Here is a 26,353-nt window from a genome sequence, read left to right as displayed (position 1 = left end):
GTCCCGGGGGCAACTACGGAAAATCTGCGCTGCAAACGCGCCTTGACATCATCTAGGCGCCTTCAGCGTTAAGGGCAAGTAGATGCCTTTCGTGAATTCTACTTCGCGTACTCTGCGCTCACATTGCGTTCTTGCCGCGCACGATCGACGGTGTTCTGGTGCAGCCTATCGAGAAAGGTTCGACGCGGGATACTCAGCGCTGCTTCTGGTGCACAGGCGGAATTGCCGGTGCCCTCCCGGCATCCCTCCCACAGCCGATCTACAATCTAATCACTTTCCGACAAGCGCGCCGGTTGCCTCATCCTCTCGTCCGCGGTGTTCGCCTTGAGGCGTCGAGGAAGCTGCTCCAGATTCGATACGTTTGGCGATGAAGCGCCCCCTTCGTCTCAATGGCTGTTCTACAAAGCGATAGTTATCTGCCAGACGATTACCGGTGTTTATGCGTTTAGGAGCGGTGGAGACGGGGTGGGACATGGCGGGGCGAACGGCGGCAAGGCGACGTTAGAAGTCACCGAGTACCTGTTGGCGCTGTGCGCCTCGCAGATCATTTATTTAGTTGATTTGGAGAATTCAATGGAAATCGACATCCCGTTCTAAAACGGGATCTGCGGCTACTGCCTTGGTAAGGTGGCTAATTTTGGTGGTTAATATATATAAGTGATTGATTTTGTGTAAGTCGTGACGGCCTGCAAAGCCGTGTAGGCCGGTTCGACTCCGGCTCGCGCCTCCAGATAGAAAGCCCTGATCCGTCAGGGCTTTTCTTTTTTCCGGGCCACTGCGCGCGGGCTCATGCGCCCATCCCCAACCGCCTTTGCTATGCTTCTTCGCCCACGCTCATTTCGAGCGACGTGCGAGGAGCCACGCCATGCGCTGGATAGTGACCGTCGTGCTGTTTATTGCGTTCGCGTGCGCGGCTCGGGCGCAGACCGATGCGCCGAGCTTCAATGCAGGCGTCATCCGCCTGACTGTCGCCGATCAAACCGCGCCGATCGACACTGTTGTCTTCTATCCCACCCGCGATCGCGAAACCGCCTGGCAAGCGGGGCCGTTCCTGATCGAGGCCACGCGCAATGCCGCGCCCATCGCGGACAGGCGTTTTCCCGTCGTGCTGCTCTCGCATGGCCGGCGCGGCGGTCCGCTGAGCCATCGTGAGCTGGCGACCGCGCTTGCGCGTGCCGGATTCATCGTCATTCTCCCAACGCACGTGGGCGATGCTTACGGCTCGCCGCCGGCGCCGACACAGTCGCGCATCTTGATCGATCGTCCGCGGCAAGCTGAGGCGTCGCTCAATGCCATCCTGGCGGATCCACGGTTCTCGGCGAGCGTCGACGAAAACCGTATCGGCATGATCGGCTTCTCGGCCGGCGGCTACACCGCGTTGATCCTCGCGGGAGCGAAACCAGACTTCCGGGCCGCAGTCGCGTACTGCTCGACGCACGACGATCCCGGCTCATGTCCGCGTCGCGTCGCGCAGGGCGGGACCACGCCTGTCGCAGAATCGGCCGCCGGCATCACGCCCGAACTCGCGGCGTGGAAGCCGCCTCTCGACCGCCGCGTAAAGGCGCTCGTGCTAATGGATCCGCTGGCGGTCATGTTCGATGCGTCGGCGCTTTCCGCCGTGCGTGTGCCCACGCTGCTCTATCGTCCGCAAAACGACGCCTATCTTGGCAGCGCGGTCAATGCACTTGCCGTTGCGACCGGCTTGCAGCCGAGGCCGCAAATGGAGGTCGTGCCCGGCAATCACTTCGTCTTCATCGATCCTTGTCCCGACTCGATTGCGCTCGATCAGCCCATGGTGTGCCAGGACGCGCCAGGCGTCGATCGAGCGCAGATTCATCGGCAAATCGAGCACGAGGTGGTCAGCTTCTTGCGCGAGCACCTCTAGCCGGCGCCGCGCGTGGCGAATCCGGTGTGTGCAACGCGGCGCCCAGGTGGCTCTGCCCATCGCCCGGTGAGCGCGGCATAATCGCGTATTCCCGCAGCGTGACGAACGTCCCATGACCGAGCAACCAAGCATCCCCGAGTTTGCGCATGTCGAATGGCGCTGGAAAGCGTTCGACGACCTCACGACCGTCGAGGTCTACGACATGCTGGCCGCCCGCGCGGCGGTATTCGTGATGGAGCAGAACTGTCTGTACGGCGACATCGATGGTCTCGATACCACCGCATGGCACCTCTTTGCCTACAGCGCCAAGGCGAACGACGCAGCGGACGGCACCGCGAAGGGCGGTCGTCCGAAGCTTGCCGGTTATCTGCGCGTGCTGTTGCCCGATGCGTCCGACCCCGACGTCCGCATCGGCCGGGTGCTCACGACGGCGCCGTTTCGCGGCATCAAGCTCGGCAACGCGATGCTGGACCGTGCGCTCTTTCATATTCGCGTGCAGTGGCCGGGCGTGCCGATTCGCCTGCACGCGCAGGCGCATCTGCAGAAGTTCTATGGCGCCTTCGGCTTCGAGCCGATCTCCGAGATTCACGAGGAAGACGGCATTCCGCACGTCTGGATGCGCTCTGCGGCTTGAGCGCATCGCTTGCCGTTGCCTCGCGTCGCGACTTTCAGGCGCTGCTTTTCGCCGTCTTTCCGCTCGCCGCGCCGGCTTGCTTGCCGGTGATGCCGCCGCCGACGTCGCCGTCATGACGCGCCGCTACCGGCGCCATCCCGACTCGCTCCTCGCGCAGCCGCGCACGCGCTGATAGCCGCATCCAGTGCCGCAGGGCGAGCACGGCGCCAAGCACGCTCATCATCGATCCCGGAATCCACAGCAGCAGCCCGCCGATCTGCTGGTCGCGCAGCGGGCTGAGCCACGTGAATGCGCGTCCGCAGATCGAGTAGATCGGATAAAGCTCGCGCGGCGAAAAGAAGATGAACGCGCCGAGCACGATCTGCGGCGGAATCGCGGCAATCACGATCAGCACGCGCCGCCCCGGCGAGAGCCGCGCGGGCGGCGCGGGCCGCGAGTCGAGCACGAGCCACCAGAACATCAGGCCGTCGATCACCATGCTCCAGTTCATGACGCGATAGAGCCGCCAGTCGAGCATCGCCATGAAATGGATCGGCGAGAGCAGCCAGAAATAGATGAGCCCCACGAACAGCACGACCGCGACGACCGGATGCATCAAGACGTCCACGACGGCCCGCACGGGGCGCGCTGCGAGCGCCGGTCGCACGAAGCGCTGCCGCCACGCGAACGGAATGCCGGCACGCAAAGCCGCGCCCGGGTAGGCAAGGGCAATGAAGAACGGCCCGAGGTGATGCAGCACGAGATGCTGCGCGCGGTGCATGAAAAACTCGTGCTCGAAGAAGTAGTCGAGCCGCGTATGCAGCGCGACGTAGAGCCCGGTTAGGCCGAGCCAGAACGACAAGCGGCGCGCGAACGACACGTGGGCCTTGCGCTGCCCGCGCACGAAGAGCACCGCCGCGACGGCGATGGCGATCACGACCGTCGGCGACGGCTCCCAGGGTTCGAGCCAGTAGAGCAGATTCATCACGATGTCAGCCGAGCCTGCCGTTCACTGCACGCCCGCGGGTGGCTTCACCGGAAACGCGGTGTCGAGCGTTTCGCCGTCCGAGAACTTCAGCTTCAGATGCACGGTGCTGCCCGGCATGATCTTGTGCGAGGCGTCCTCGAGCATGAGGTGATAGCCGCCCGGTGCGATCGCTACCGAACCGTGCGCGGGCACCGTCAGCTTGTCGACCATCACCATCTTTTGGGTCGAGCCGTTCGACACCGTTTGGTGCAGCATCGCGCTGCCGTAGTCGTCGCTCGAGATGCCGACGAGGTCGACCGGCTTGTCGCCGTCGTTGGCAAGCGTGACGTAGCCGGCCGCCGGCAGGTTGTTGGGTAGCCAGCGCACCCAGGCGTCGCGCGCGGTGACGGCGTGAGCGTCGGCTGCCATGGCCATGGCCGGGGCGCCGATGAAGACGGCCGCGAGCAGCGCGGCAAACGTGGCGGCGCGAGCGTGGGAAGCGAGCAATGAATGGCGGATCGACATGGCGAAGTGAGCAGGCAAATGAGTGGGCTTCAGTTGAGTTGAACGGGAACGGAGCGAAGGCAGAACCGGGGCTGGCTACGACGTGGACTCGATCACGCGCCGCACGTCGTGGGCGATGGCATCGGGCGAGTCCTGATCGGTGGCGATGAGCCGGGCGTGCCCTTGCGCATCGAACACGTAGACCGCGGAACTGTGCGTGACCTCGTAGTCGCCGTTGGGATCGCGCTTTTCCATCTGGTAGGCCACGCGGTAACGCTGCGCGAGGGATTCGATCTGGCCGTCGGTGCCGGTGAGGCCGCGTGCGTGCTCGGCATCGAAGGCGCCGACGTAGTCGTGCAGCGCGCGCGCCGTGTCGCGGGCCGGATCCACGGTCACGAACAGAATGCGCACTTTCTGCGCATCGGGGCCCAGCTTGCCGATCACCTGCATGAGCCGCGCCATCGTCTCGGGGCAGACATCGGGGCAGTGCGTGTAGCCGAAGTACAGGAGCACCGTTTGTCCGCGGAATGCCTGCGCGGACGTGGGCCGGCCGTCGTCGCCGGTCAGCGAAAACGTGAGGTCGGGCAGATGCCCGCTCACATTCGTGAGCTGCCACGGCTCGTTGTCGTGCGAGCACGCAGCGAGACCTGCGAGCGCCGCAGCGAGCACGAGAGATGCTACGACTCTGTACCGGCGCGGCGGCCGGCGGGGCGGCTGGGGCAGAGAACCTGGGCGGCGGTTGGCGTCCAGTTTGTTTCGAGGTGCAAAGATGGGGAACAAAGGCTTGTCCGGAAGTTCGATCTTCAGTGCGCCGCGGCAGTTGTCCGGCCTTGGCCCGCGATGCGGCTGCGCTTGGGCTGGCTGACGTGAATGGCGGCGCGCAACGACGCTGTGCGATGACGCAATGAACGCGGCGGATGCCAGTGCGACGGCTTGCCGCGCCTTGGCTGGGACTCTAGCAAAAACGGCTCCGCGCTGCCTTGCAGTGCCCTTTCCGCGCCAGCAAACGCGGGCAATGCAGGAGAAAGCGAGGCAATTTGCCGCAGGCGGGCATGTTGACCGGCGTGAGGCGGAAAGGTCCGCGCAGGCCGATTGTTCGCGATCTGCATGGAAGCCAACGCTGTCGCGTTCTACCGGCTGTGGCACGTGCGCGGTCGCGTCCGGGCGTCGTCGGACGAAGCGCTTCAGGTTCGCGCCAGGCTTACGTTGTCGAAAAATTGTCTGATGCGCGGTAAGATTCGCTCACTTTTCCGGCGCACGCCGCCGAGAGGCCAGAAACCAGATGCAACTCCTTCCCGCCGTGGTTACCCCCTCCCAGACGGCATTCTTCTTCGACTTTGACGGCACGCTCGTCGAACTGGCGCCTACGCCGGAGGGCATTCTGGTGCCGACCGAAATGGTGTCGCTGCTCCATGACCTGCGTCGTCTCTCGCATGGCGCGGTGGCCATCGTGTCGGGGCGCGGCATCGACAGCATCGATTCGTTCCTTGGCATTCCCGACCTGCCCGTGGCGGGCATGCACGGTGCGGAGCGGCGCGACGCGAACGGCGACACCCAGCGTGTCGGCTTCAACGACGAGCGCCTGCTGCGCATGGAGCAGGTGCTCGCGGACGTGGTGAGCCGCAATCCCGGCATGCTGCTCGAGATCAAGGGCGCCGCGCTCGCGCTCCACTATCGCAACGCGCCCGAGCGGGAAGCGGTCGCGCGCGCCGCCACCGAACGGCTCGTAGCCGACTATGCAGGCGCCTATGTGCTGCAGCCCGGCAAGATGGTCTACGAGATCAAGCCCAAGGACGTCGACAAGGGCCGCGCGCTGCGCGCTTTCCTCGACGAGCCGCCGTTTGCCGGCCGCACGCCGCTCTTCGCCGGCGACGATCTGACCGACGAGAAGGGCTTCGCCGTGGTCAACGAGCACGGCGGGCTCTCCATCAAGGTCGGCGGCGGCGATACCATCGCCCGCGCGCGAGTCGAGTCGGTCGATTCGCTGCTCGCCTGGCTTGGCTCGATCGTCGCGCACGCCCAGGGCGCGACGTGAGCTTACGCGCCGCGGTGCGTTCCGGCCTTTGCCGCGCGCCCGCGCCGCTCCATTTGTCTTCGTACGGAACCTGCCTTTCATGAGCCGATTGATTATCGTGTCGAACCGCGTGGCGCCTATTTCGGAGGGCGGACCCGCGGCGGGCGGTCTTGCCGTCGGCGTCTACGATGCGCTCAAGGAAACCGGCGGCATGTGGTTCGGCTGGAGCGGCGACGTGCTTTCGTCGGGACAACTGGAGATTCAGCTCGAAGAGCGCGGCCCCGTGACGTTCGCGACGATCGGCCTCATGAGGCGCGATTACGACCAGTACTACCGGGGCTTTTCGAATGCGACGCTGTGGCCCGCGTTTCACTACCGCGCCGATCTGATCCAGTACGACCGCCACGACTTCGAAGGCTATTGCCGCGTCAACACCTGGCTTGCCCAGCAGCTCGCTCCGCTCCTGCGCCCCGACGACGTGATCTGGGTTCACGACTATCACCTGATTCCGTTCGCGCAGGCCTTGCGCGCGGCGGGGGTGAAGAACCGCATCGGCTTCTTCCTGCACATTCCGTTTCCCGCATCGCAGGTGCTGCTCGCGGTGCCGCCGCATCGTGCGCTCGTGGAGGCACTCTGCGCGTTCGATCTGCTCGGTTTCCAGACGGCGCCCGACCTGCGCGCGTTCTGCGACTACGTCGTGAACGAAGCGGCGGGTGCGGTGGAGCTGCGGTCCGATGGTCTCACGACTGTGCGGGCATTCGGCCGCACGCTGCGGGCCGGGGCCTATCCGATCGGCGTCTACCCGGACGAGATTGCGGAACTGGCGAAAGCCGGTGAGCGCGGCAAGCCGGTGCGCACGCTCAAGGCGACGCTACATTCGCGCAAGGTCATCATGAGCGTGGACCGGCTCGATTACTCGAAAGGGCTCGTGGAACGGTTTCGCGCGTTCGAGCGGTTGATCGACCTCGCGCCGGCACAGCGCAACCAGGTGTCGTTCCTGCAGATCGCCCCGCCCACGCGCGCCGATCTGCACGCCTATCAGGACATCCGCCTGCGCCTCGAAGCCGAATCGGGCCGCATCAACGGGCGCTTCGCCGAACTGGACTGGACGCCCATCCGCTACATCCACCGGCAATACGAGCGGTCGGTGCTGGCGGCGCTCTTTCGCGCATCGCACGTGGGCTACGTCACGCCGCTGCGCGACGGCATGAACCTCGTGGCGAAGGAGTACGTGTCGGCGCAAGACCCAGAGAATCCGGGCGTGCTGGTGCTCTCGCAGTTCGCCGGTGCGGCGCAGGAACTGGGCGGCGCGCTGATCGTGAATCCGTTCGATATCGACGGCATGGCCGACGCGCTGGCCACCGCGCTTGCGATGCCGCTCGAGGAGCGCCAGGCGCGCTATCGGGACATGATGGCGCGACTGCGCGAGAACAACGTCTCGGTGTGGCGCGACAACTTCATGCGCGATCTGGCGCGCGCGGGCGCGAGTGGCGGAGATACTGTGACGCAGGCGGCGAGCGACGGGCCCGCGCCGCAGGTGCCGCTGGCGGCAGAGTAGGGGCTGAGACGGTTGCAGCGTGCCGCTGGCGGGTGAGGCTTGCTGCGGCCCCGCCACCTCAGGCGACGTGCTTCTCGTTGACCTTCTTGCTGCCCAGATGCAGCGTGGACGTCTTGCCGTACTGTTTGGCGAGCAGGTCGCGATAGAGGCCGGGGCGCTCGCGCAGTTCTTCAGGGCTGCCGTCGTCGATCACCTTGCCCGTGCTCATCACGATGATGCGATCGAAGTTGTGCAGCGTCGACAGGCGGTGCGCGATGGCGATCACCGTGCGGCCCACCATCAGCCGGTCCAGCGCCTGCTGGATGGCTTCCTCCGACGCGCTGTCGAGCGCGGACGTCGCTTCGTCGAGCAGCAGGATCGGCGCGTCCTTCAGGATGGCGCGTGCGATCGCGATGCGCTGCCGCTGACCGCCGGAGAGCTTCACGCCGCGGTCGCCCACGATCGTGTCGAACCCTTCGGGCATGGCTTCGATGAAGTCGGTGCAACGCGCCTCGCGCGCCGCCGCGATCACTTCTTCGCGCGTGGCGTCGGGGCGGCCGTAGGCGATGTTCTCGTAGATCGTGCGGTGAAAGAGCGAGATGTCTTGCGGCACGAGTGCAATGGCGTGACGCAGGCTGTCCTGCGTGACCGCGCCGATGTCCTGGCCGTCGATCAGAATGCGGCCGCCCTGTGGGTCGTAGAACCGCTGCAGCAGCGCCAGCACCGTCGATTTGCCCGCTCCGGACTTGCCGATCAGGCCCACCCGCTGGCCGGCCTCGATGCGCAGGTCGAAGTGGTCGAGAATCGGCTTGCGCCGCGGATACGCGAACGTCACGCTGTCGAACTCCACGCGCCCGCCGCTGGCCACGAGCGTGGTGGCGTCGTTGCGGTCCGGCATGCCGTGTGGCTCAAGCAGCGTCTGCACGGCTTCGGCAAGCCGCGCGATGTGCTGGGTGACATCGACGAGCGCCACGGCGAGGTCGCGCGTGCCGTGCAGGATCGTGAAGCCAAGCGAGCTCACGAGCACGATGTCGCCCGAAGTAGCGCGCCCCTGGTTCCACAGCCACAGCGCCCAGCCGAGCAGTCCTGCCGAGAGCAGCGCGGTGATCACGGCGTGCAGCAGCCGCAGTTTTTCGAGATACAGCAGGCTGTTCTGGCGCGCGTCCATCTCGGCCTTCACAGTGGCGCCAAAGCGCTTCTGCTCGCGCAGCGTCATGCCGAAGGCGCGCACGAGCGCCATGTTGGCGATGACGTCGACGAGTTCGCCGTCCACGGACGCCGCCCGCGTGGCGAACTGGTGGTGTCGCGCCGAGCCGCGGCCCGCCAGCTTGTAGAGGATGACCGAAAGAATCGCCGAGCACAGCAGCAGGCCGCCCGCCATCAGCGGATTGACCGTGATGATCATGACGATCGCGCCCATCACCGCAATGCAGGGCGGCAGGACGTTCCAGGCCATCGTGTTCTCGGCCGTGTAGACGGCGTTCGAGGTTGCCGTGATGCGGCTCGCGAGCGTACCGGGCTGCTTTTCGGCGTAGTAGGTGGGCGAGTGGCCGCTCAGGTACTGAAACAGGTCGCGGCGCAGGTCGCCCGTCACCGCGACGAAAGTGTGGGCAGCAACCCAGCCGCCTACGCGCCACAGCAGGTTGTCGGCGGCGATCAGCCCGACGAGGATCGCGAACGCGCCCCACAGCGGCCCCGGATGGTTGCGCCCCGCGCCCAGCACGTCGATCAGATGCTTGATGGCGTACTGGGAGGCGAGCGCGCAGGCCACGGCCGCAAACACGCTGGCGAGCACGATGGCATGCGCGAGCGGATGGCGGCGGATGAAGCGGAAGAGGAACGCGAGCGGCCGGTGCGCATAGCTCGCGAGCTTTGCGTTGTGGGCGTTACGCTGGGCAGTGGTCAAATGTTCCAATTGAGCGTGTCGTCGGTCAGCAACGGGTGGTTGGCTACGCGGCCGGGTTGCGGAGATGCCGCAACGGCGAGTGACGGCGAGAGCGGATAGGCGTTCCGGCATTTTAAACGTGCATGCCACGCTCCGCTGTACGGTTTGCCGCATGGGCCGCGCATCATAGCGCGACAGAACGGCGGGGTGCATGCCTCGTCGACCCGTTGTTGCTGCGGTGGTTCAACGCGGATCACAGCGGCAATTAACGTTACAATTACAGTTTGCATTCGGTCTCGGCGCCGGGAGTGGAGCAAGGTGCGCGCCGGCTGGTTCGATGCTCTGCGAAAAGCCCTTCGAAGGATGGTGGCAACGGCTGCCGCGAAAGCGTTCCAATCTAGAAGTGTCTTAGAAAACAATGGGTTGCAAAGTGTTTCGGCTTTGTAACAACGTAAAGTATTTGAAATGTTGACCTCGGCCGAATTGTTGCAGCGCGGATAATACGAACCGCCTGGCCGGCAAATTACAGAATTTTGAAGAACTGTCAACGCCAGTTCTTTCTGAACGTTTACCGCCGGTGTACCGTCCTGCCATGAAGGCAGGCGGGTGCTGCCGGGAATGGGGCTTGCTGCCGGGGATGGCCCGCGCGGTCCATAGCGGTGGCCAATCAGTCAACCTGCAGTATTTTTGCCCGATTTATTACGAGGAAGGAGTTCACCACTATGCGAATCGCTCAAATCGCTCCGTTGCACGAGGCGGTTCCTCCCAAGCTGTATGGCGGCACGGAACGGGTGGTGTCCTACCTGACCGAAGCGCTCGTCGAACAAGGCCACGACGTGACGCTGTTCGCAAGCGGCGACTCGCAAACTTCCGCAAAGCTCGAAGCCTTCTGGCCGCAGGCGTTGCGCCTCGACCCCACCATTCGTGACACGGTCGCGCCGCACATGCTGCTGCTCGAAGAGGTGCGCCGCCGTGCCGATGAGTTCGACGTGCTGCACTTCCACATCGACTATTACCCGTTCTCGCTGTTCTCGCGCCAGCCGGTGCCGTTCGTCACCACGATGCACGGCCGCCTCGACCTGCCCGAACTGCAACCCGTGTTCAGCACGTTCAATGACGTGCCGGTGGTGTCGATTTCCGATAACCAGCGCATTCCGCTGCCGCAGGCGAAGTGGATGCAGACCGTCTATCACGGCCTGCCCGACAACCTGCTCACGCCGCGTACCGACACCCTGCCGAGCTACCTCGCGTTCCTCGGCCGCATTTCGCCGGAAAAGCGTCTCGATACGGCGATCCGCATCGCCGAGCAGGCCGGCATGCCGCTGAAGGTCGCCGCCAAGCTCGACAAGGCCGACCGCGCCTACTACGACGAAGTGATCAAGCCGCTGATGGCGCTGCCGCACGTCGAGTACATCGGCGAGATCAGCGAAGCCGAGAAGGCCGAGTTCCTGGGCGGCGCGCACGCGCTGCTGTTCCCGATCGACTGGCCGGAGCCCTTCGGTCTCGTGATGATCGAGGCAATGGCCTGCGGCACACCGGTGATCGCGTTCAAGCGCGGCTCGGTGCCGGAAGTGATCGAGAACGGCGTGTCGGGCTTCGTCGTGGAAGACGAGATCAGCGCCGTCGCAGCCGTTAAGCGCCTGTCGAGCCTGCCGCGCGAGAACGTGCGCAAGGCGTTCGAAGCGCGCTTCTCGTCGAAGGTCATGGCGAAGAACTACGTGGCCGTGTACGAAGAACTGCTGCGCCAGAAGCGTCGCACGGTGCTGCGCGAAGTCGCCGCCGGCTGATTGTCAGCGCGCGCAGGCGCGTTCTGAGTGGCTTGATGCAGTCATCAAGCTGCCGCGAACAACGCCCCGTTTGCCTCCGGCAACGGGGCGTTGTTGCATCTGCGCCGCACCGCGCGTGCGGAAAGCATCGCGAAAGGTGTTTTTCGGCACACGAGGAATGAGGCGCCATCCCAATGTCCCTATAATGGCCGTGCCGCAAAAATGCGGCGCCGCACACGACAGGAGAATGGCCTTGACGAGAACGAAACAGACGCGCGCGAACGCGGCGCCCGGCGCGGGCACGCTCTTCGCACTGCGCGCCATCGGTCTCGTGATCCTGGTCCGCTGGCTGTTCTCGATGTCGGAGATGCATCTGCTCTCCGCACTTGCCGCCATGGCGTCGTCGCCGTGGGCCTGCATCAATCTCGTCTTCCTGTTCCTGCTGATCTTTTTGCCCGGCGCGCGGGCTCGCGCGGAGCGTCCGTTTCACCCGCTGCCCCAATGGCTGCGTCAAGCGCTGCGGCTCTTCGCCTTTCTCGGCTTCGTCTTTGCCGTCTGGACCGTGGGCGCGTTCGTGTGGACCGCCGGATGGCGCCGCGCCCTTCTCGCCGTGGCCGAGACGAACGGCTGGCTCGTGGCGGCGCCTACGCTGTATGCCGTCGTACTGTGGATTTGCCGGCCGCGTGCACTGTGGAGAACCAATGTCGCCGCGCGTCGATTTGCGATTGGCCGCTACGCGGTGTCGCTCGATGGAACGACACGTACCGCGGTGGTCTGGGCCGAAAGCCGCAAGATCGGGCAATACGATGCGCGCGAACTCTCGGTGCGCTGGCCCCAGACGGCCCAGCCGGCAATAACCGCTTCTGCGCCCGGTGCATCGATTTCACCCTTCGCCGCAGGCGCGGATGTTCCCGATTCGGATGCCGTTCCAGCCGGTTCGGGTTCTGCGCTTCCCGGCGCGGCGCGCACTGCGCCGAATCGGGCAAGCCTTGCGGGCTGGGGGCGCTGGCCGAGAGTCGAATTGCTGTGGGATTCGCCGGCTGCGGCGGGCCATAACCGGCAGACGGTTTTCCGCGTCCCGCTCGTTACCGAGCGGGACCGCATCGCCGCCCGCGCGCTCGACGCCACATTGAAGCAGGCGTAATCGCGCGCGGCGGGCGTTACGCGCCGCGTACGAGGCAAGGGCGTTTGTTGTCGAAGGTCCAGTTCGGGATCAGGTACTGCATCGCGACGCTGTCGTCGCGCGCGCCCAGGCCGTGCTGTTTGTACAACTCGTGCGCCTTCGCCACTTCATCCATGTCGAGCTCGATGCCGAGCCCCGCGCGCTGCGGCACCGTCACCTTGCCACCCACGATCTTCAGCGGATCATGGGTAAGGCGCTGCCCGTCCTGCCAGATCCAGTGCGTATCGATCGCGGTGATCTTGCCGGGCGCCGCGGCCGCGACGTGCGTGAACATGGCGAGCGAAACGTCGAAGTGGTTGTTCGAGTGCGAGCCCCACGTGAGCCCCCAGTCATTGCACATCTGCGCCACGCGCACCGAACCCTGCATGGTCCAGAAATGCGGGTCGGCGAGCGGAATGTCCACCGACTGAAGCTGGATGGCGTGACCCATCTGGCGCCAGTCCGTGGCGATCATGTTGGTGGCCGTGCGCAGGCTCGTCGCGCGGCGGAATTCGGCCATGACCTCCCGGCCCGAGTAGCCGTTTTCGGCGCCGCACGGATCTTCGGCGTAGGCGAGCACGTCGTGCTGGTCGCGGCACAGGCGGATTGCCTCGGCGAGGGACCAGGCGCCGTTCGGATCGAGCGTGATGCGCGCGTGCGGAAAGCGTTCGGCGAGCGCGGTGACGGCCGCGATCTCTTCGTCGCCGCGCAGCACGCCGCCTTTCAGCTTGAAGTCGTTGAAACCGTAGCGCGCGTGCGCCGCTTCCGCGAGGCGCACCACCGTTTCCGGCGTGAGCGCAGCCTCGTGACGCAGGCGCGTCCAGTCATCGGTGGCATCGGCGCCTTCGGAATAGGGCAGGTCGGTCTTGCGGCGATCGCCGATATAGAACAGGTAGCCCAGCATCTCCACCTCGTCGCGCTGCTGGCCTTCGCCGAGCAGTGCCGCGACCGGCACGCCGAGGTGCTGGCCCAGCAGGTCGAGCAGCGCCGCTTCGAGCGCGGTGACGGCGTGAATCGTGGTGCGCAGGTCGAAGGTTTGCAAGCCACGGCCGCCTGCGTCGCGGTCGGCAAAGCGCCGGCGCATTTCGTTCAGCACATTGTTGAAGGCGCCGATGGGCTGACCCACCACGAGCGGGCGCGCATCGTCGATGGTCTGGCGGATTTTTTCGCCACCCGGCACTTCGCCCACGCCCGTATGTCCGGCGCTGTCCTTGAGGATTACCAGGTTTCGCGTGAAGAACGGCCCGTGCGCACCGCTCAGGTTCAAGAGCATGCTGTCGCGGCCGGCGACGGGAATGACCTGGAGGTCGGTGACGCGCGGCGCGTCGGTGGGGCGCAGGGAATCGGAAGCGTTCATGGTCAGATGCAGTGGGGTGAAAAAACGCCGGAGCAGCGAGTGAGGCACAGAAGCGTGGCGGCGTACGGCAGGGCCGCCACGCGGCAAAGACAGCAGTGGGGTGCGCGACGTGACGTGAGGCGCAACATCATGCCGAAGCGATCAGCGAGTGTTTGAGTTCGACGCGGCGAATTTCGCCCACCACGAACAGATAACAGCCGACGGCCACGAGCGCGTTGGCGCCCACGAACACGAGCGCGGCCGCAAACGAGCCGGTGCCCTGCACGAGGTAACCGATGACGATGGGCGTCGTGATGCCCGCCGTGTTGCCGAACGTATTGAAGAGGGCGCCGCACAGGCCGCTCGCTTCCTTGGGCGCCGTATCGGCAACCACGGCCCAGCCGAGCGCGCCCACGCCCTTGCCGAAGAACGCGAGCGCCATGATCGCGACGATGAGCCACTGCGTGTCGACGTAGTTGCACGCGATCATCGCGGTCGACAGCAGCATGCCGGCCACGATCGGCACCTTGCGCGCGAAGGTCGTCGAATGGCCGCGACGCAGCAGCGCGTCGGAGATCACGCCGCCCAGCACGCCGCCGAGGAACCCGCAGATCGCCGGAATCGCCGCGACGAATCCCGCCTTCAGGATCGACATGTGCCGCTCCTGGACGAGGTAGATGGGAAACCACGTGAGGAAGAAGTACGTGATCGTGGTGATGCAGTACTGGCCGATGAAGACGCCAAGCAGCATGCGGCTCGCGAGCATCTCCTTGAGGCACGCGCCCACTTTCACGCGCGGCGCGGGCCGCGCTGTGGCCGCAGTGCCGCGCTGCCGGTCGAGATCCACGAGCGCACCGCCTTCTTCGATGTAGCGCAGCTCTGCTTCATTGATCAACGGATGCTCGCGCGGCGTGTAGACCGTCTTCATCCAGAGGGCGGCGATCAGAATGCCGAGCAGACCCATCACCGTGAACACGTGCGGCCAGCCGAAGGCGTGCGTGATCCAGCCCATGATGGGCGCGAACAGCACCGTGGCGAAGTATTGGGCCGAATTGAAGATGGCGGCCGCGGTGCCCCGCTCGGCGGTCGGGAACCACGTGGCCACCAGACGGCTGTTGCCTGGGAAAGAGGGCGCTTCGGCTGCGCCGACGAGAAAGCGCAGGGCAAAGAGCGCGGCGACCGCGGTGCCCACGGCGAGCCCGGCCACCCAGCCTTGCATCATGGTGAGCACCGACCAGAAGAATATGCTGAGCGCGTAGGTGCGCTTCGAGCCGAACCGGTCGAGCAGCCAGCCACCTGGCAGTTGCGCGACCACATAAGCCCACGCGAATGCCGAAAAGATGTAGCCCATCGAGACGGGCGTGAGGCCCAGCGCGTGTTCCATCGCCGTGCCGGTGATGGAAAGCGTGGCGCGGTCGGCATAGTTGAGCGTCGTCACGACGAACAGCATGAGCACGATCAGGTGACGGGCGCGCGTGCGCCGTGCGTCGCTTCGCGCGTTTACCGCGCTTGCATTCGCGCCGGACGGCTGCTGAACGATGGCGGATGCCGTTTCTGCCGAAGCGCCGATACGTTTGTTGAATTCAGTCATGACGAAGGACCGGAACCGGAAGGGACTGCTGGCGGTGGATTGCCGCGGTTGGGCGGACGCGAGCCGATCTTGGGAATACGACGACGGCCGGCGCTCGAGAGCTGGATCGGAATCCATATCATCAGTCATCAGATGACATGTGACGCAGTATAATGAACTCAGCTTTGAGAGACCTACCCCGCGTTAACCCTTAAACGAGCCTTGGACCGGGCAGCATTCGCCTGCCGGTCTGTCGCGAGGATTTTGCCCATCATGTCTGCGCCTACCGTGCCGCCGCCCTCCAGCCCAGCGGGAGTTTCGCCCCGCCGTCGCGTGCGCAGCCTTGCCCAGGAAGTCGTCGACGCGCTCACGGCGCAGATCGAGGCCGGCACGCTGCGCCCCGGCGACAAACTGCCGACGGAAACCGAAGTCATGCTGGCTCAAGGCGTGAGCCGGACGGTGGTGCGCGAGGCAATCTCGCGGTTGCAGGCAAGCGGTCTGGTCGAGACACGGCATGGCATTGGCAGCTTCGTGCTGGAGCGCGCGAGCCGGCCGGTGGGTATCGATCCGGCCACCATCACGACGATTCGTGACGTGCTGGCCATTCTCGAACTGCGCATCAGCCTCGAAAGCGAATGTGCGAGCCTCGCGGCGCAGCGCGCGACGGCCGAGGACCTGGCCGCGCTGAGGCGTGCGCTCGACGCCATTTCAGCCGCGGCGAAATCAGGCGGCGAGACCGCGACGCTCGACTACGCGTTTCACCTGCAGATTGCAAAAGCCACGGGCAACCGCTATTTCGTCGACATCATGTCGCAGTTGGGCACGACGCTGATTCCGCGCACGCGCCTGAATTCGGCGAGCTTCGCGGAGGACGATGCCGACCGTTATGCCGCGCGCCTCGGGCAGGAGCACGAGGACATCTACGAAGCGATTGCGCGGCGCGACCAGGAGGCGGCGCGCGCCGCGATGCGAACTCATCTCGCCAAGAGCCGGGAGCGGCTGCGCCGTGCCCACGAGGCGGCCGAGCAGGCAGGCGGCGATTCGCTTTAATTCCCGATTAAATGCTTGCCTGCGCGCCGCCGGGGCACAACCGGCGGCGCGTGGCGCGTGCCGTTACTCGTTACTGCGCGCCAACCGATTTGATGAGCGCGTCGAGCTTCGCGCACTCTTCTTCGGTGAGGTCGGTGAGCGGTGCGCGCACCGGACCCGCGTCGTGGCCCACCAGTCGCGCGCCAGCCTTGACGATGCTCACGGCGTAGCCCGCACGGCGGTTGCGGATTTCCAGATACGGCAGGAAGAACTGGTCCAGCAGACGGCCAGCGGTCGCGTGATCGTCGTTGGCGATTGCCTGGTAGAACTCGACGGCCGTTTTCGGGATGAAGTTGAACACCGCCGACGAATACACGGGCACGCCAAGCGCCTTGTATGCGGCTGCGTAGACTTCCGCCGTAGGCAGGCCGCCCAGATACGTGAAGCGGTCGCCCAGCTTGCGGCGGATCGTGACCATCAATTCGATGTCGCCGATGCCGTCCTTGAAGCCGACCAGGTTCGGGCAGCGGTCAGCAAGGCGCGCCAGCGTGTCGGCCTGCAGACGGCACGCGCCGCGGTTGTACACCACCACGCCGAAGTTCACCGACTTGCACACCGCCTCCACGTGAGCCGCGAGGCCTTCCTGCGACGCTTCCGTGAGGTAGTGCGGCAGCAGCAGCACGCCTTGCGCGCCCACGCGTTCGGCTTCGCGCGCGAACGCGATGGCGGTGCGCGTCGGGCCGCCGGCGCCGGCGAGAATCGGCACCTTGTTGCGGCAGGTTTCGACCGCGGTACGGATGATGTCCGTGAACTCGCCCGGCTGGAGCGAGAAGAACTCGCCGGTGCCGCCTGCGGCGAAGAGCGCGCTCGCGCCGTAGGGCGCAAGCCATTCGAGGCGCGCCGCGTAGGTGTCCGGGCGGAAATCGCCATTGGCGTCGAAGTCGGTGACGGGGAACGACAGCAGGCCCGAAGAAAGGACTGTCTTCAGCTCTTGAGGGGTCATGGTGGACGTGCGCTGCGCGCGGTTCGTTGTAGACATCGGTCATCGTACAACATCAATCGGGCGAGCGGCAACGCTTTTCATTAAAGGCGCTACCGGGCGAACGTATGACTTGCGTGACGTTCAGCCCGCCACGCCTCGGGTCGCGTCTTCAGGCGCGTCCTCAATTGCGCCGGATGGTCGATTCGCGCACGATCAGGCGCGGCTCGAATGTTGCGTAGCCGCTTTCGCGCTTGCCGGCGAGCGCCTCGAGCAGCTTCTGCATGGCCAGCTCACCCATCTTTTCGCTCTGGATATCGACCGTGGTGAGGGCGGGCGACGCGTATTCGCCATACGGCACGTTGTCGATGCCCGTGACGGATACGTCCTGCGGCAGCCGGAACCCGAGCGAGGCCGCTTCCTTCATGAAGCCGAGCGCGATCAGGTCGTTGTAGCAGATCACCGCGTCGGGCCGGGACGGACCCAGCATCACCGACGAACAGGCCCGCTCGCCCGCCTGCGCCGTGGGCGCATGCGCGTCGTACACCTCGAGCGTGAGACCCGCCTCGGCGAGGCATTCGCGCGCGCCGCGAATCCGCTCGTCGTTGACGCGCGCCTGGCCGAAGCCGAGGTACGCCACGTGCCGGTGTCCCTGATTCACGAGATGGCGCGCCAGCATGTAGGTGGCCAGATGATTGTCGATGCCCACGCTCGGAATCTGCAGATGCGGACTGCGTCGCAGCAGCACCACGGGTTTGTTGAGTTCGAGCATCCAGTCCGACGCTTCGTCGGGCATACGCGAACTCACGATCAGGCCGTCGACGCGCAGCGCCAGGGCTTCGATGAGCGGCCGCTCGCGCGCCTGGTTTTCTTCGGTATCCACCAGCAGCAGCGTGTAGTCGTGCTGCAGCGCGACCCGGTTCGCGCCTTTCACGATGTTCGTGAAGTGCGGGTTGGAGATATCGAGAACCGTGAGACCGATGGTGCGTGTCTTGCCGGTGATCATGGAGCGCGCGAGCGGATTCGAGCGGTAGCCGAGCGCCTCGATGGCAGCCTTCAGCCGGGCTTCTACCGGCGCGGAAAAGCGCTGCGCGCCGTTCATGTACTTCGAGACGGTGGCAACGGAGACACCCGCTGCGGCGGCGACATCACGGATGGTAGGGGACGATTTCTTCATCGGTGGAGGTAACGTTTTCTCGAATTGTTAACTGCATTTTCGCGGAAGACGGCTTCTGCTGTCACTCACCTGCTCGTACCGATGTCGTTTTGCCGTCGCGCGTGCGCTTCTTTTGCTCACCGGACTTGACGAAGCGGCGATCCCTAGTTCGCGGTAGGGCCGGATTGACTCGCTTACCGCACCACCTTATTATCGGGAAAACGTTTTCTCTCGCGCCGCCTGCGCCCCGGAGACAGGGCGAGGCCAATCCATTACTCAATCCTCAATCCATCTGGGTGGCATTCATGAGCAACGAATCAGCGGCGTCGCGCAAACCTTTCCGGCGGCTGCTTCTGACCGGCGCGGCCGGCAACCTCGGCAAACAGTTGCGCGGCCCGCTCGCACAATGGGCGGACGCGGTCCGCATCACGGACGTCGCCCCGCTCGAGGCGGTCGCGGCACACGAAGAGGCATCGGTGGTCGACCTGGCCGATCGCGCCGCGGTGGATGCGCTGCTCGAAGGCGTGGACGCGGTGATCCACCTCGGCGGCATTTCGGTGGACGCGCCGTTCGACGACCTGATCGAAGCCAATATCCGCGGCACCTACAACCTCTACGCCGCGGCGCAGCACCATGGCGTGAAGCGCGTCGTGTTCGCGAGTTCCAATCACGCCATCGGTTTTCATCCGGTGACCGAAGTACTCGACGCCGATTCGCCGCAGCGTCCCGACAGCCTTTACGGCGTGACCAAGTGCTTCGGCGAGGCGCTTTCGCGGTACTACTACGACCGCTTCGGCATTGAAACGGTGTGTCTGCGCATTGGTTCGTCGTTCGAAGAGCCGAAGAATCCGCGCATGCTCGTGACCTTCCTCAGCTATCGCGATTTCGTCGAACTCGTACGCTGCTCGCTGTTCACGAACCGTGTTGGACACGCGATCGTCTACGGCGTATCGGACAACCCGGCGAAGTGGTGGGACAACACCAAGGTCGGCTTTCTCGGCTTCTGTCCGCAGGACAGCTCGGCGCAGTTTGCAGGCCGCTTTCCCGTGAGCGCGCCGACCGCCGCCTACGACGACCCCGCGCAACGCTTCCAGGGCGGCGCGTTCGTGGTGGGCGAGCCGCTGGAGCGTGGCCGGTGAGCGGCGCGGGCCACGTCGAACGCATTGCCGCTGCGGGGCGCATGCAGGTGGGCGAAAGCCCGGTATGGCGCGCGCAGGAGAACGCGCTGTACTGGGTCGATATTCCGGCGCAAAAAATCGTGCGGTTGCGCATCGATGACGGCGCGCGGACCGAGTGGCTCTTGCCGGAGCGTGTGGCGTGCATCGCGTTTGCGCGGGGTGGGGGTCTCATCGCGGGGCTGGAGACCGGCATCTTTGCTGTGACGCTGCCGGAGACGGCGGATTCGGCAAACGCGGCCGATTTCACCGCAGCGCCCGGCGCAGCGTGGCGAGCCCAGGTGCGAAGGCTCGCCACGCCCGTTCACGCGGCGCCCGACATGCGCTTCAACGACGGCCGCTGCGATCGCCAGGGGCGCTTCTGGGCCGGGACGATGGTGCAGGACATGTCGCTTGCCAACCCGGCTGGCGCGCTTTATCGATTCGACGCCGAAGGCATGCTGTCGGCACCGGTTGTCGACGGGCTTATAACGCAGAACGGTCTTGCCTGGTCGCCGGATGGCAGGACCCTGTATTTGTCGGATTCGCATCCTTCCCGGCGGCTCGTCTGGGTATTCGACTTCGATACGGACGCTGGCATTCCGCACAACCGCCGCGTGTTCGCCGACCTGCATCGCTACGCGGGCCGGCCCGACGGTGCGGCGGTCGATGCCGACGGTTGCTACTGGATCTGCGCCAACGACGCGGGCCGTGTTTTGCGCTTCACGCCAGAGGGCGCGCTGGACCGCGAGATCGTAGTGCCCGTAGTGAAGCCTTCGATGTGCGCGTTCGGCGGGAGTGGGCTCGAAACGTTGTTCGTGATGTCGATCCAGCCTGCGAATAGCGCATCCGACGACGACGGCGCCGTGTTCGCGGTGAGACCCGGCGTGGTCGGCTTGCCGGAAACGGAGTACGCGGGCGTGCTGTAAGTCCGCGGGGGCCACGGCGCGGCGTCTTCCTCCCCAGATCCCTCAGATGGCGAGCAGCATGCTGGCGCCGCACAGCGCGATGACCGCCACGCTTACGCGGTCGCGAAACGCGAACACGATCGGGTCGTCGTGCATCCTGCCGCGAAACGCGAACATCCAGATGCGGCTCACCCAGAACAGCGTGAGCGCAAAGAGCATCCACAGCGCGGGAGGATGGCTGTACAGCAGCCGCTGTTCGGGCGAATTCAGATACAGCGCGAGCACCAGCACCGCGAGATACGCGGAGGCCGTACCGAACGAACGCAGGATCGACATGTCCTGCGTGATGTAGCCGCGCCCCGCCGCCTCGGCTTTGCCCTCGCGCAGAATCGCATCCAGTTCGACATAGCGCTTGACCATGGCAAGGCTCAGGAAAATCGGCACGCAGAAGAGGATCAGCCAGTGCGACAGCATGATCCCGGTGGCCGCGCCGCCAGCAATCACGCGCACGGTGTACAGGCAGGCGAGCGCGAATACGTCGACCAGCGCCATGCGCTTCAACGCGATCGAATAAGCGAGCGTGGCCGCGAAGTAGCCGGCCAGCACCGCCGCAAACGGCGCAGGCAGCAACACGGTCAGCCCGCCCGCCGCAGTGGCCAGCACGACAGTCAGCACCACACCCCACGAAAGAGGCAGATTGCCCGAGGCGAACGGCCGGCTGCACTTGCGCACGTGACGGCGGTCGGCGTCGAGATCGAGCATGTCGTTGAGCAGGTAGACCGACGACGCGCACAGGCAGAACGCGGCGAACGCAATGCAGGCGTCGCGCAGCGCGAGCGGGTCGGCGAGCCGATGCGCGGCAAGCAGCGGAACGAACACGAGTACGTTCTTGATCCACTGGTAGGGGCGCATCGCCTTGAGCGCAAGCGGCAACCGGTGCCGATTGTCGTCGAAGAAGATAGTCGTTGCGTTGACCTTGCGCGCCGCCGCTTCGATGTGGCGGCTCCCCACCACGATCGCGCGGCGTGCGCGCCGCCATACGGGGATGTCGGCGCGCGCGTCGCCGCAGTAGTCGAAGCCGCCGTCGCCGAATTGCTCGACCAGCACGCGCGCCTTGTTCGAGCCGCGCAGATTGAGCTGTCCTCGCGTCGCGAATACGCCGGTAAAGAGGCCGATGTGCGTGGCCACCTGTTCCGCGAGCGTGCCGTGCGTGGCAGTGCACAGATACAGTTCGCGGCCGATCGAGCGTTCGCTGCGCAGGTAGGCGAGCAGTTGCGTGTTGTACGGCAGCATGCTTGCGTCCAGCGTTACGCGTTTCGCAATCTGCTCCTTGAGATAGGCGCGTCCGCGCAGCATCCAGACGATGCACAGCAGCAACGCGAGCGGATTCTGCCTTGCGAGCGCGAAGAACGCTTCGAAGAGCAGATCGGTGCGCGCAAGCGTGCCGTCGAGATCGACACACAGCGGCACTGGCGACGCAGCAGGCAGCGTGGCCATGGGTGGTCTCCGCGCCGGTGGCGTGCGACCCGGCAGCAAGCAAAACGGGATCGGGCCGCGCTGCGCGCCGCGCATCGCATGTCCGGACTTTTCGAGGTCATTCTGTCGGTTCGCGCAAAGCGTTTCCGTACGCGAACGCACGCGCAATCAGGCAAACACGAAGCGCTTGTCGAGCCTGTACTTTGCGACGTAACCCGCCACGAGACCGAGCGCGCCACCCGCCAGCCGCGCCGGCTCCGTGTGGAAGAGCGCCTGCGCGCCGAATTCGAAGAGCCAGAAGACGAGCGTCGTGCCGATTCCCATCACCACGTACAAGACGAACGTGCGCGCGCCGTGCGCGGCGTTGCGGTGCTCGTAGCGAAATATCCATGTCTTGTCGAGCAGGTACTTCACGACGAGCCCCATGCCCGTGCCTGCGCAGACGGAAAACGGCACCGCCCATGCGGCGCAGGGCGAGCTGGCTGCCGTGCAGAACAGATCGGCGTCGGCGAGCCAGCCGGCCGCGCCCAGATAAACGCGATATGCAATGGTTTGCACGCCGAGGTTGGCGGCAATCGAAAGTGCGGCGAAGAACGCATACCAGTAGACGATCTGCGCACGCGAGAGCTGAGGCGCGGGGGCGCTCACAGCGACAGCCTCTTGAACACGAATGACGGCAGCAAGCGGATTGCCAGCATGACCTCGGCCCAGAACCACGGCGTGTAGAGCGAGTCGCGGCTGCGACCGATCGCACGGACGATGTCCGTTGCCACGCGCTGCGGCGATGCGACGAGCGGCGCGGGCAAGGGCAGGCCGGCTGTCATGGGCGTTGCGACGAAGCCGGGCTTGATGGTGAGCACGCGCACGCCGGACTTGAACAGGCGCGCGCGCAGCCCTTCGCAGAAGGTCGTGACGGCGGCCTTCGCGGCGCCGTACACGTAATTCGAAGGACGGCCACGATCGGCCGCCACGGAGGAAATCACGGCCAGCGTACCGCCGCGCTGCGCCTCGAAACGCTGCGCCAGCAGCGTGAGCAGCGCGATGGTGGACACCGCATTGGTCATGAAGGCATCGACTGCCGCGGAAGGATCGCGTTCGCAGGCTGCCTGGTCGGCGAGCGTGCCGTGCGCCACGAGGGCGATATCGATGCGCCCGAGCGCGGCAACGCAGGCCTCGAGCATGGGCGGGTGCAGCGCAAGATCGTTCACGTCGAGCACGTAGGTCTCGACGCGCGCCGCGCCGCGCACACGCAGATCGTTCGCGACCGAGGCGAGCCGGGCTTCATCGCGGCCCACCAGGAAAAAGCCGACCGGCTGCGCCGCACGCAGCCATTCGCGCGCGCACGCGGCCGCAATGGCCGAAGCGCCGCCGATGATCAGAATGTTCTTCATGATTGTGTCGTCCGTTGCCAGAAGCGGGACATCAAAGCCGGATCGCGCAGGCTTTCCAGGGTTTGCCATGCCGGATAGGCGGCGCGGAAATCCGCGCCGCTCATGTGCGCGTCTTTCGCCGGATACAGGCGGCCGCCTGCCTCGCGCACGATGGCATCGAGCCGGTCGAACAGACGCGCGTCGCGCACCGTGCGTTGCGGAAAGTCGAGCGCGAGTGAAATGCCCGGCATCGGAAACGACAGCAGCCCGGGCGAGGGCAACGTGCCGCAGCGCTTGAGCACCGCGAGAAACGAACCGCTGCCATGTGCCGCGATGGCCTCGAGGGCGGCGCGCAGTGCGTCGTGCGCCGCTGCTGTCGGCACGACGAACTGGTATTGCTGGAAACCGTTGCGGCCGTATAGCCGGTTCCAGTCGCGAATGCGATCGAGCGGATAGAAATAGCGCGCGTAATCGACCCAGCTGCCGCCTCGAGTTCGAGCGGCCCGGGCGCGCTGCCGATGGTAGTAGAGCGCGTTGAAGGGCTTGAGCGTCAGGCGGTTCACAGGCGAGCAGGGCAGTGCGAACGGAATGCGCCACAGGCCGCTGCTTTGCGGGCGCGTGTCGTGGCCAGCGACAGACGCGTCGGCATCCGCGTGATCGGCGGACATATAGATGCCGCGCCCGAGCGCGGCGCCGCGACTCATGCAATCCACCCAGGCCACGCCGTATTCGTGTTGCGCGTCGAGCGCATCGGATAGCGCGAGGAATTCGTCGACGTGCGCGAACGGAACAGTCTCGACATGGAGCAAGCTGGAGCGCACGGGCATCAGTTGCAGTTCGATCCATTCGACGACGCCGGTCAGCCCTAGGCCGCCAATCGTTGCGCGAAAGAGCAGTCCGTGCTCGTCGGCGCTGCATTCGAGCGGCGGCGAATCGGAACGCAACAGACGAAAACGCCGAACGTGTCGCCCGAACGTGCCCCTGACGTGATGGTTCTTGCCGTGCACGTCGTTGGCGAGCGCGCCGCCGAGCGTGACGAACTGCGTGCCGGGTGTCACCGGCAATATCCAGCCGTGCGCGACGGCGAGCGCCTGCACCTCGCCGAGCGTCACGCCGGCTTGCGCGCGCAGGATGCCGGCTTGCCAGTCGGCAGCGATGAAATGGTCGAGCGAATCCAGCGTGAGCACGTGGCCGCTTGCGGCAAGACAGCTGTCGCCGTAGCTGCGGCCATTGCCGAACGGCAGCGTGGTGCCTGCCTGCGCAGCCAACTGGCGCAACGCGCGCGCGGCTGCATCGGGCCACGCCAACGCGTGACCTGTCTGCGGGATCGCGGGATAGCGGCCCCATGACAATAGCCTCATTGCATGCATCGACAGATCCTGGAGCCAGCCCAAGGCTGCGGCGGTCCGCCGATCGTATGCCGGCCGCCGGCCGCGAACCGTGCGCCAAGGCACACGCGGGCATGGGCGGCTTCGTACGGCAGCACACGGTTGCCGGCGCGCTGCCTGCCTACCATCGTCGGACGGATCCATGTGCGTGCGGTTGCGTCGGCGGCCGGCCGCGCGCGCATCTGTCACGACGAGTACGCGCATAGCGATAGAGGGGAGCGAGCCATGAACGTGTCTGCACTGTCACGCGCCGCCACGCGCACGACGATGCTGCTGTGCGTCTACGTCCTCGTTGCCGCGGCATCGTATTGCGGCTTCCTGGCGAAATACGGCTTTCGCGATGGCGACGCCGGCACGTCGTTCGTCGCGATCGTCGACGGCACGGCCGAGCGTCCGTACGTGTACCGGCAACTGCTTCCTGCGGTCGTCAATGTTGCTGCGAAAGCGGTGCCTCAGGCCGTCGAGCAGCGCTTCCTCGCGCATCTCGCCACCGAGGCGCCGAAGCACAGCCCGTTGCGCGCGTCGTTTGCCCATGCTGCCGGCTCGGACGCTCCGCCTTACGCGCTGCGCTACTACATGGCATACGGGCTGACGTTCGGCGCGCTCGTTGCCGCCATGCTGATGCTGCGGCGCGTGTGCATGGAGGTGACCGGCAACGAAGCTGCGTCCACCCTCGCGCCACTTGCGTTCGCGATCGCCATGCCCGCGTCGTTCTATTACGACTTCGTCGAGCTGCTGTTCATGGCGCTCGCCGTCTGGCTGGCGTTGCGCGGCCGCTGGCAGTGGCTGATTCCGCTCACTTTGGTGGCCACCTTCAACAAGGAATCGTTCGCGGTTTTCGTGATCGCGCTGTATCCGCTGGTCCGGCAGACTGCGTCGAGGCGCACTGCGCTTCTCGGCGTGGCAGCGTGCGTTGCGGTGGGCGCGCTCGTCAACGTCGCAGTCAAGCTGCATTACGCGCACAACCCGGGCCAGCCCGCGATCTTCAACCTGTGGCTGAACCTGCATTTCCTGCTGAATCCGCGCAACTATCTGCTGGGCGAGTGGACGTATGGCGTGCTGCTGCCGAAAGGCGTCAACGTGCTGATCCTGGCCGCGCTCGCCTTCACGGTACGCGCGGGCTGGCGTGCGCTGCCGCGAGCACTGCGTCAACACACGCTCATTGCCGCGGCGATCAACGTGCCGCTGTTCGTCGCGCTGGGTTATCAGGACGAGGTGAGGGCGCTCAGCATGCTGTTCGTGCCGGCTACGCTCGTGATGTGCGCGAGTATCGCGGCGTATCTGGCCCGGGCCGGCGCGACGGCCCGCGTGGCAGCTGCGCCGGTGGAGGCCAGTGCAGGCGCGCGTGCGGCGCAGGTAGTTGCCACATCGGGATGAATGTTGCGCGCGTGGCTGTACCCGATGAGGTCGAATGCAGGTCGGGTGAGCTGGTAATGCCCCGTTGATGTTGTATGCGAGGCGGATCCGGTTGCCAGTAAGGAGCCGGAAATGAAAAAGGCCCTCAGACTTTCGCCTGAGGGCCTTTGTTCTTCGGGCTTCCGACACACCCACGAATTCTGGTGGGCGGTACTGGGATCGAACCAGTGACCCCTGCCGTGTGAAGGCAGTGCTCTACCGCTGAGCTAACCGCCCGAAGAGCTGCGCATTATGTCAG

Annotated in this window: 22 protein-coding genes and 1 tRNA gene; 10 read left to right on the top strand and 13 right to left on the bottom strand. The window is 65.6% G+C overall.

Annotation, left to right across the window (positions count from 1 at the left end; genetic code table 11):
* Window positions 1-865 precede the first annotated feature (865 nt).
* Entirely contained in the window at window positions 866-1,885 is a 1,020-nt protein-coding gene (locus tag PXJ20_RS07115; RefSeq protein ID WP_421029645.1) for an alpha/beta hydrolase family protein, read from the top strand.
* 112 nt (window positions 1,886-1,997) lie between these two features.
* Window positions 1,998-2,519: a GNAT family N-acetyltransferase gene (locus PXJ20_RS07110; RefSeq protein WP_421029644.1), complete on the top strand. Its 522-nt coding sequence runs from the start codon at window positions 1,998-2,000 to the stop codon at window positions 2,517-2,519.
* A gap of 34 nt (window positions 2,520-2,553) precedes the next feature.
* On the opposite strand, the gene PXJ20_RS07105 is transcribed toward PXJ20_RS07110, so the two are convergent.
* The 3 genes from PXJ20_RS07105 to PXJ20_RS07095 form a co-directional block, all read right to left on the bottom strand.
* A complete protein-coding gene (locus tag PXJ20_RS07105; RefSeq protein ID WP_421029643.1) occupies window positions 2,554-3,483 on the bottom strand; it encodes a cytochrome c oxidase assembly protein in 930 nt (309 codons plus the stop codon).
* Between the two features lie 24 nt (window positions 3,484-3,507).
* Window positions 3,508-3,900 carry a copper chaperone PCu(A)C gene (locus PXJ20_RS07100; RefSeq protein WP_233425735.1) on the bottom strand — a complete coding sequence of 131 codons (393 nt, stop codon included), beginning with the start codon at window positions 3,898-3,900 and terminating at the stop codon, window positions 3,508-3,510.
* A gap of 165 nt (window positions 3,901-4,065) precedes the next feature.
* Complete coding sequence (locus PXJ20_RS07095) at window positions 4,066-4,749, bottom strand: SCO family protein (protein ID WP_421029642.1); 684 nt, start codon at window positions 4,747-4,749, stop codon at window positions 4,066-4,068.
* Window positions 4,750-5,251: 502 nt separating this feature from the next.
* Between PXJ20_RS07095 and otsB the strand changes: the two genes are divergently transcribed.
* Both otsB and otsA read left to right on the top strand, forming a co-directional pair.
* The gene (gene otsB / locus PXJ20_RS07090; RefSeq protein WP_421029641.1) at window positions 5,252-6,004 is read left to right on the top strand and encodes a trehalose-phosphatase; all 753 of its coding nucleotides are present in this window, start codon (window positions 5,252-5,254) and stop codon (window positions 6,002-6,004) included.
* A 79-nt stretch (window positions 6,005-6,083) separates the two neighbouring features.
* On the top strand, window positions 6,084-7,541 hold the full coding sequence (otsA, locus tag PXJ20_RS07085; RefSeq protein WP_421029640.1) for an alpha,alpha-trehalose-phosphate synthase (UDP-forming): 1,458 nt from the start codon (window positions 6,084-6,086) through the stop codon (window positions 7,539-7,541).
* 58 nt (window positions 7,542-7,599) lie between these two features.
* On the opposite strand, the gene PXJ20_RS07080 is transcribed toward otsA, so the two are convergent.
* On the bottom strand, window positions 7,600-9,435 hold the full coding sequence (locus PXJ20_RS07080) for an ABC transporter ATP-binding protein (RefSeq protein ID WP_413212232.1): 1,836 nt from the start codon (window positions 9,433-9,435) through the stop codon (window positions 7,600-7,602).
* A 692-nt stretch (window positions 9,436-10,127) separates the two neighbouring features.
* Between PXJ20_RS07080 and PXJ20_RS07075 the strand changes: the two genes are divergently transcribed.
* Both PXJ20_RS07075 and PXJ20_RS07070 read left to right on the top strand, forming a co-directional pair.
* A complete protein-coding gene (locus PXJ20_RS07075) occupies window positions 10,128-11,192 on the top strand; it encodes a glycosyltransferase family 4 protein (RefSeq protein WP_421029639.1) in 1,065 nt (354 codons plus the stop codon).
* A 232-nt stretch (window positions 11,193-11,424) separates the two neighbouring features.
* The gene (locus tag PXJ20_RS07070) at window positions 11,425-12,315 is read left to right on the top strand and encodes a hypothetical protein (protein ID WP_421029638.1); all 891 of its coding nucleotides are present in this window, start codon (window positions 11,425-11,427) and stop codon (window positions 12,313-12,315) included.
* A gap of 16 nt (window positions 12,316-12,331) precedes the next feature.
* On the opposite strand, the gene gudD is transcribed toward PXJ20_RS07070, so the two are convergent.
* A complete protein-coding gene (gudD, locus tag PXJ20_RS07065) occupies window positions 12,332-13,690 on the bottom strand; it encodes a glucarate dehydratase (protein WP_421029637.1) in 1,359 nt (452 codons plus the stop codon).
* 127 nt (window positions 13,691-13,817) lie between these two features.
* A complete protein-coding gene (locus tag PXJ20_RS07060; protein ID WP_421029636.1) occupies window positions 13,818-15,260 on the bottom strand; it encodes an MFS transporter in 1,443 nt (480 codons plus the stop codon).
* Window positions 15,261-15,512: 252 nt separating this feature from the next.
* On the opposite strand from PXJ20_RS07060, the gene PXJ20_RS07055 reads away from it, so the two are divergent.
* The gene (locus PXJ20_RS07055) at window positions 15,513-16,289 is read left to right on the top strand and encodes a FadR/GntR family transcriptional regulator (protein ID WP_421029635.1); all 777 of its coding nucleotides are present in this window, start codon (window positions 15,513-15,515) and stop codon (window positions 16,287-16,289) included.
* Window positions 16,290-16,359: 70 nt separating this feature from the next.
* On the opposite strand, the gene kdgD is transcribed toward PXJ20_RS07055, so the two are convergent.
* Window positions 16,360-17,307, bottom strand: coding sequence for a 5-dehydro-4-deoxyglucarate dehydratase (kdgD, locus tag PXJ20_RS07050; protein ID WP_233425701.1), 948 nt, complete (start codon window positions 17,305-17,307; stop codon window positions 16,360-16,362).
* 124 nt (window positions 17,308-17,431) lie between these two features.
* On the bottom strand, window positions 17,432-18,424 hold the full coding sequence (locus PXJ20_RS07045) for a LacI family DNA-binding transcriptional regulator (protein WP_026121414.1): 993 nt from the start codon (window positions 18,422-18,424) through the stop codon (window positions 17,432-17,434).
* A 284-nt stretch (window positions 18,425-18,708) separates the two neighbouring features.
* Here PXJ20_RS07045 and PXJ20_RS07040 point away from each other — a divergent pair, with 284 nt between their 5' ends.
* Entirely contained in the window at window positions 18,709-19,542 is an 834-nt protein-coding gene (locus PXJ20_RS07040; protein WP_421029634.1) for an NAD-dependent epimerase/dehydratase family protein, read from the top strand.
* Window positions 19,539-20,486: an SMP-30/gluconolactonase/LRE family protein gene (locus PXJ20_RS07035; RefSeq protein ID WP_421029633.1), complete on the top strand. Its 948-nt coding sequence runs from the start codon at window positions 19,539-19,541 to the stop codon at window positions 20,484-20,486. Before PXJ20_RS07040 ends, PXJ20_RS07035 begins: the two co-directional genes overlap by 4 nt.
* Before the next feature lie 42 nt (window positions 20,487-20,528).
* Here the strand turns inward: PXJ20_RS07035 and PXJ20_RS07030 are convergent, their stop codons facing one another.
* The 4 genes from PXJ20_RS07030 to PXJ20_RS07015 all read right to left on the bottom strand — a co-directional run bounded on the left by PXJ20_RS07030 (window position 20,529) and on the right by PXJ20_RS07015 (window position 24,681).
* The gene (locus PXJ20_RS07030) at window positions 20,529-21,962 is read right to left on the bottom strand and encodes a UbiA family prenyltransferase (RefSeq protein ID WP_421029632.1); all 1,434 of its coding nucleotides are present in this window, start codon (window positions 21,960-21,962) and stop codon (window positions 20,529-20,531) included.
* Window positions 21,963-22,109: 147 nt separating this feature from the next.
* Window positions 22,110-22,589: a GtrA family protein gene (locus PXJ20_RS07025; protein WP_126876603.1), complete on the bottom strand. Its 480-nt coding sequence runs from the start codon at window positions 22,587-22,589 to the stop codon at window positions 22,110-22,112.
* Window positions 22,586-23,332 (bottom strand): SDR family oxidoreductase, encoded by a 747-nt coding sequence (locus PXJ20_RS07020; RefSeq protein ID WP_017776165.1) that lies wholly within the window; start codon window positions 23,330-23,332, stop codon window positions 22,586-22,588. The genes PXJ20_RS07025 and PXJ20_RS07020 overlap by 4 nt, the downstream gene beginning before the upstream one ends.
* The gene (locus PXJ20_RS07015) at window positions 23,329-24,681 is read right to left on the bottom strand and encodes an FAD-binding oxidoreductase (protein WP_421029631.1); all 1,353 of its coding nucleotides are present in this window, start codon (window positions 24,679-24,681) and stop codon (window positions 23,329-23,331) included. The genes PXJ20_RS07020 and PXJ20_RS07015 overlap by 4 nt, the downstream gene beginning before the upstream one ends.
* Before the next feature lie 243 nt (window positions 24,682-24,924).
* On the opposite strand from PXJ20_RS07015, the gene PXJ20_RS07010 reads away from it, so the two are divergent.
* Entirely contained in the window at window positions 24,925-26,076 is a 1,152-nt protein-coding gene (locus PXJ20_RS07010) for a hypothetical protein (protein WP_421029630.1), read from the top strand.
* A 180-nt stretch (window positions 26,077-26,256) separates the two neighbouring features.
* Here PXJ20_RS07010 and PXJ20_RS07005 read toward each other — a convergent pair.
* Window positions 26,257-26,331, bottom strand: a tRNA-Val gene (locus tag PXJ20_RS07005).
* Window positions 26,332-26,353 lie beyond the last annotated feature (22 nt).

It is taken from the genome of Paraburkholderia sp. A1RI_3L (assembly GCF_048957895.1).
In the GTDB taxonomy this organism is placed as follows: domain Bacteria; phylum Pseudomonadota; class Gammaproteobacteria; order Burkholderiales; family Burkholderiaceae; genus Paraburkholderia; species Paraburkholderia kururiensis.
The sequence above is the reverse complement of the archived record's forward strand: the minus strand, read 5'-3'. Positions and strand labels throughout refer to the sequence as shown.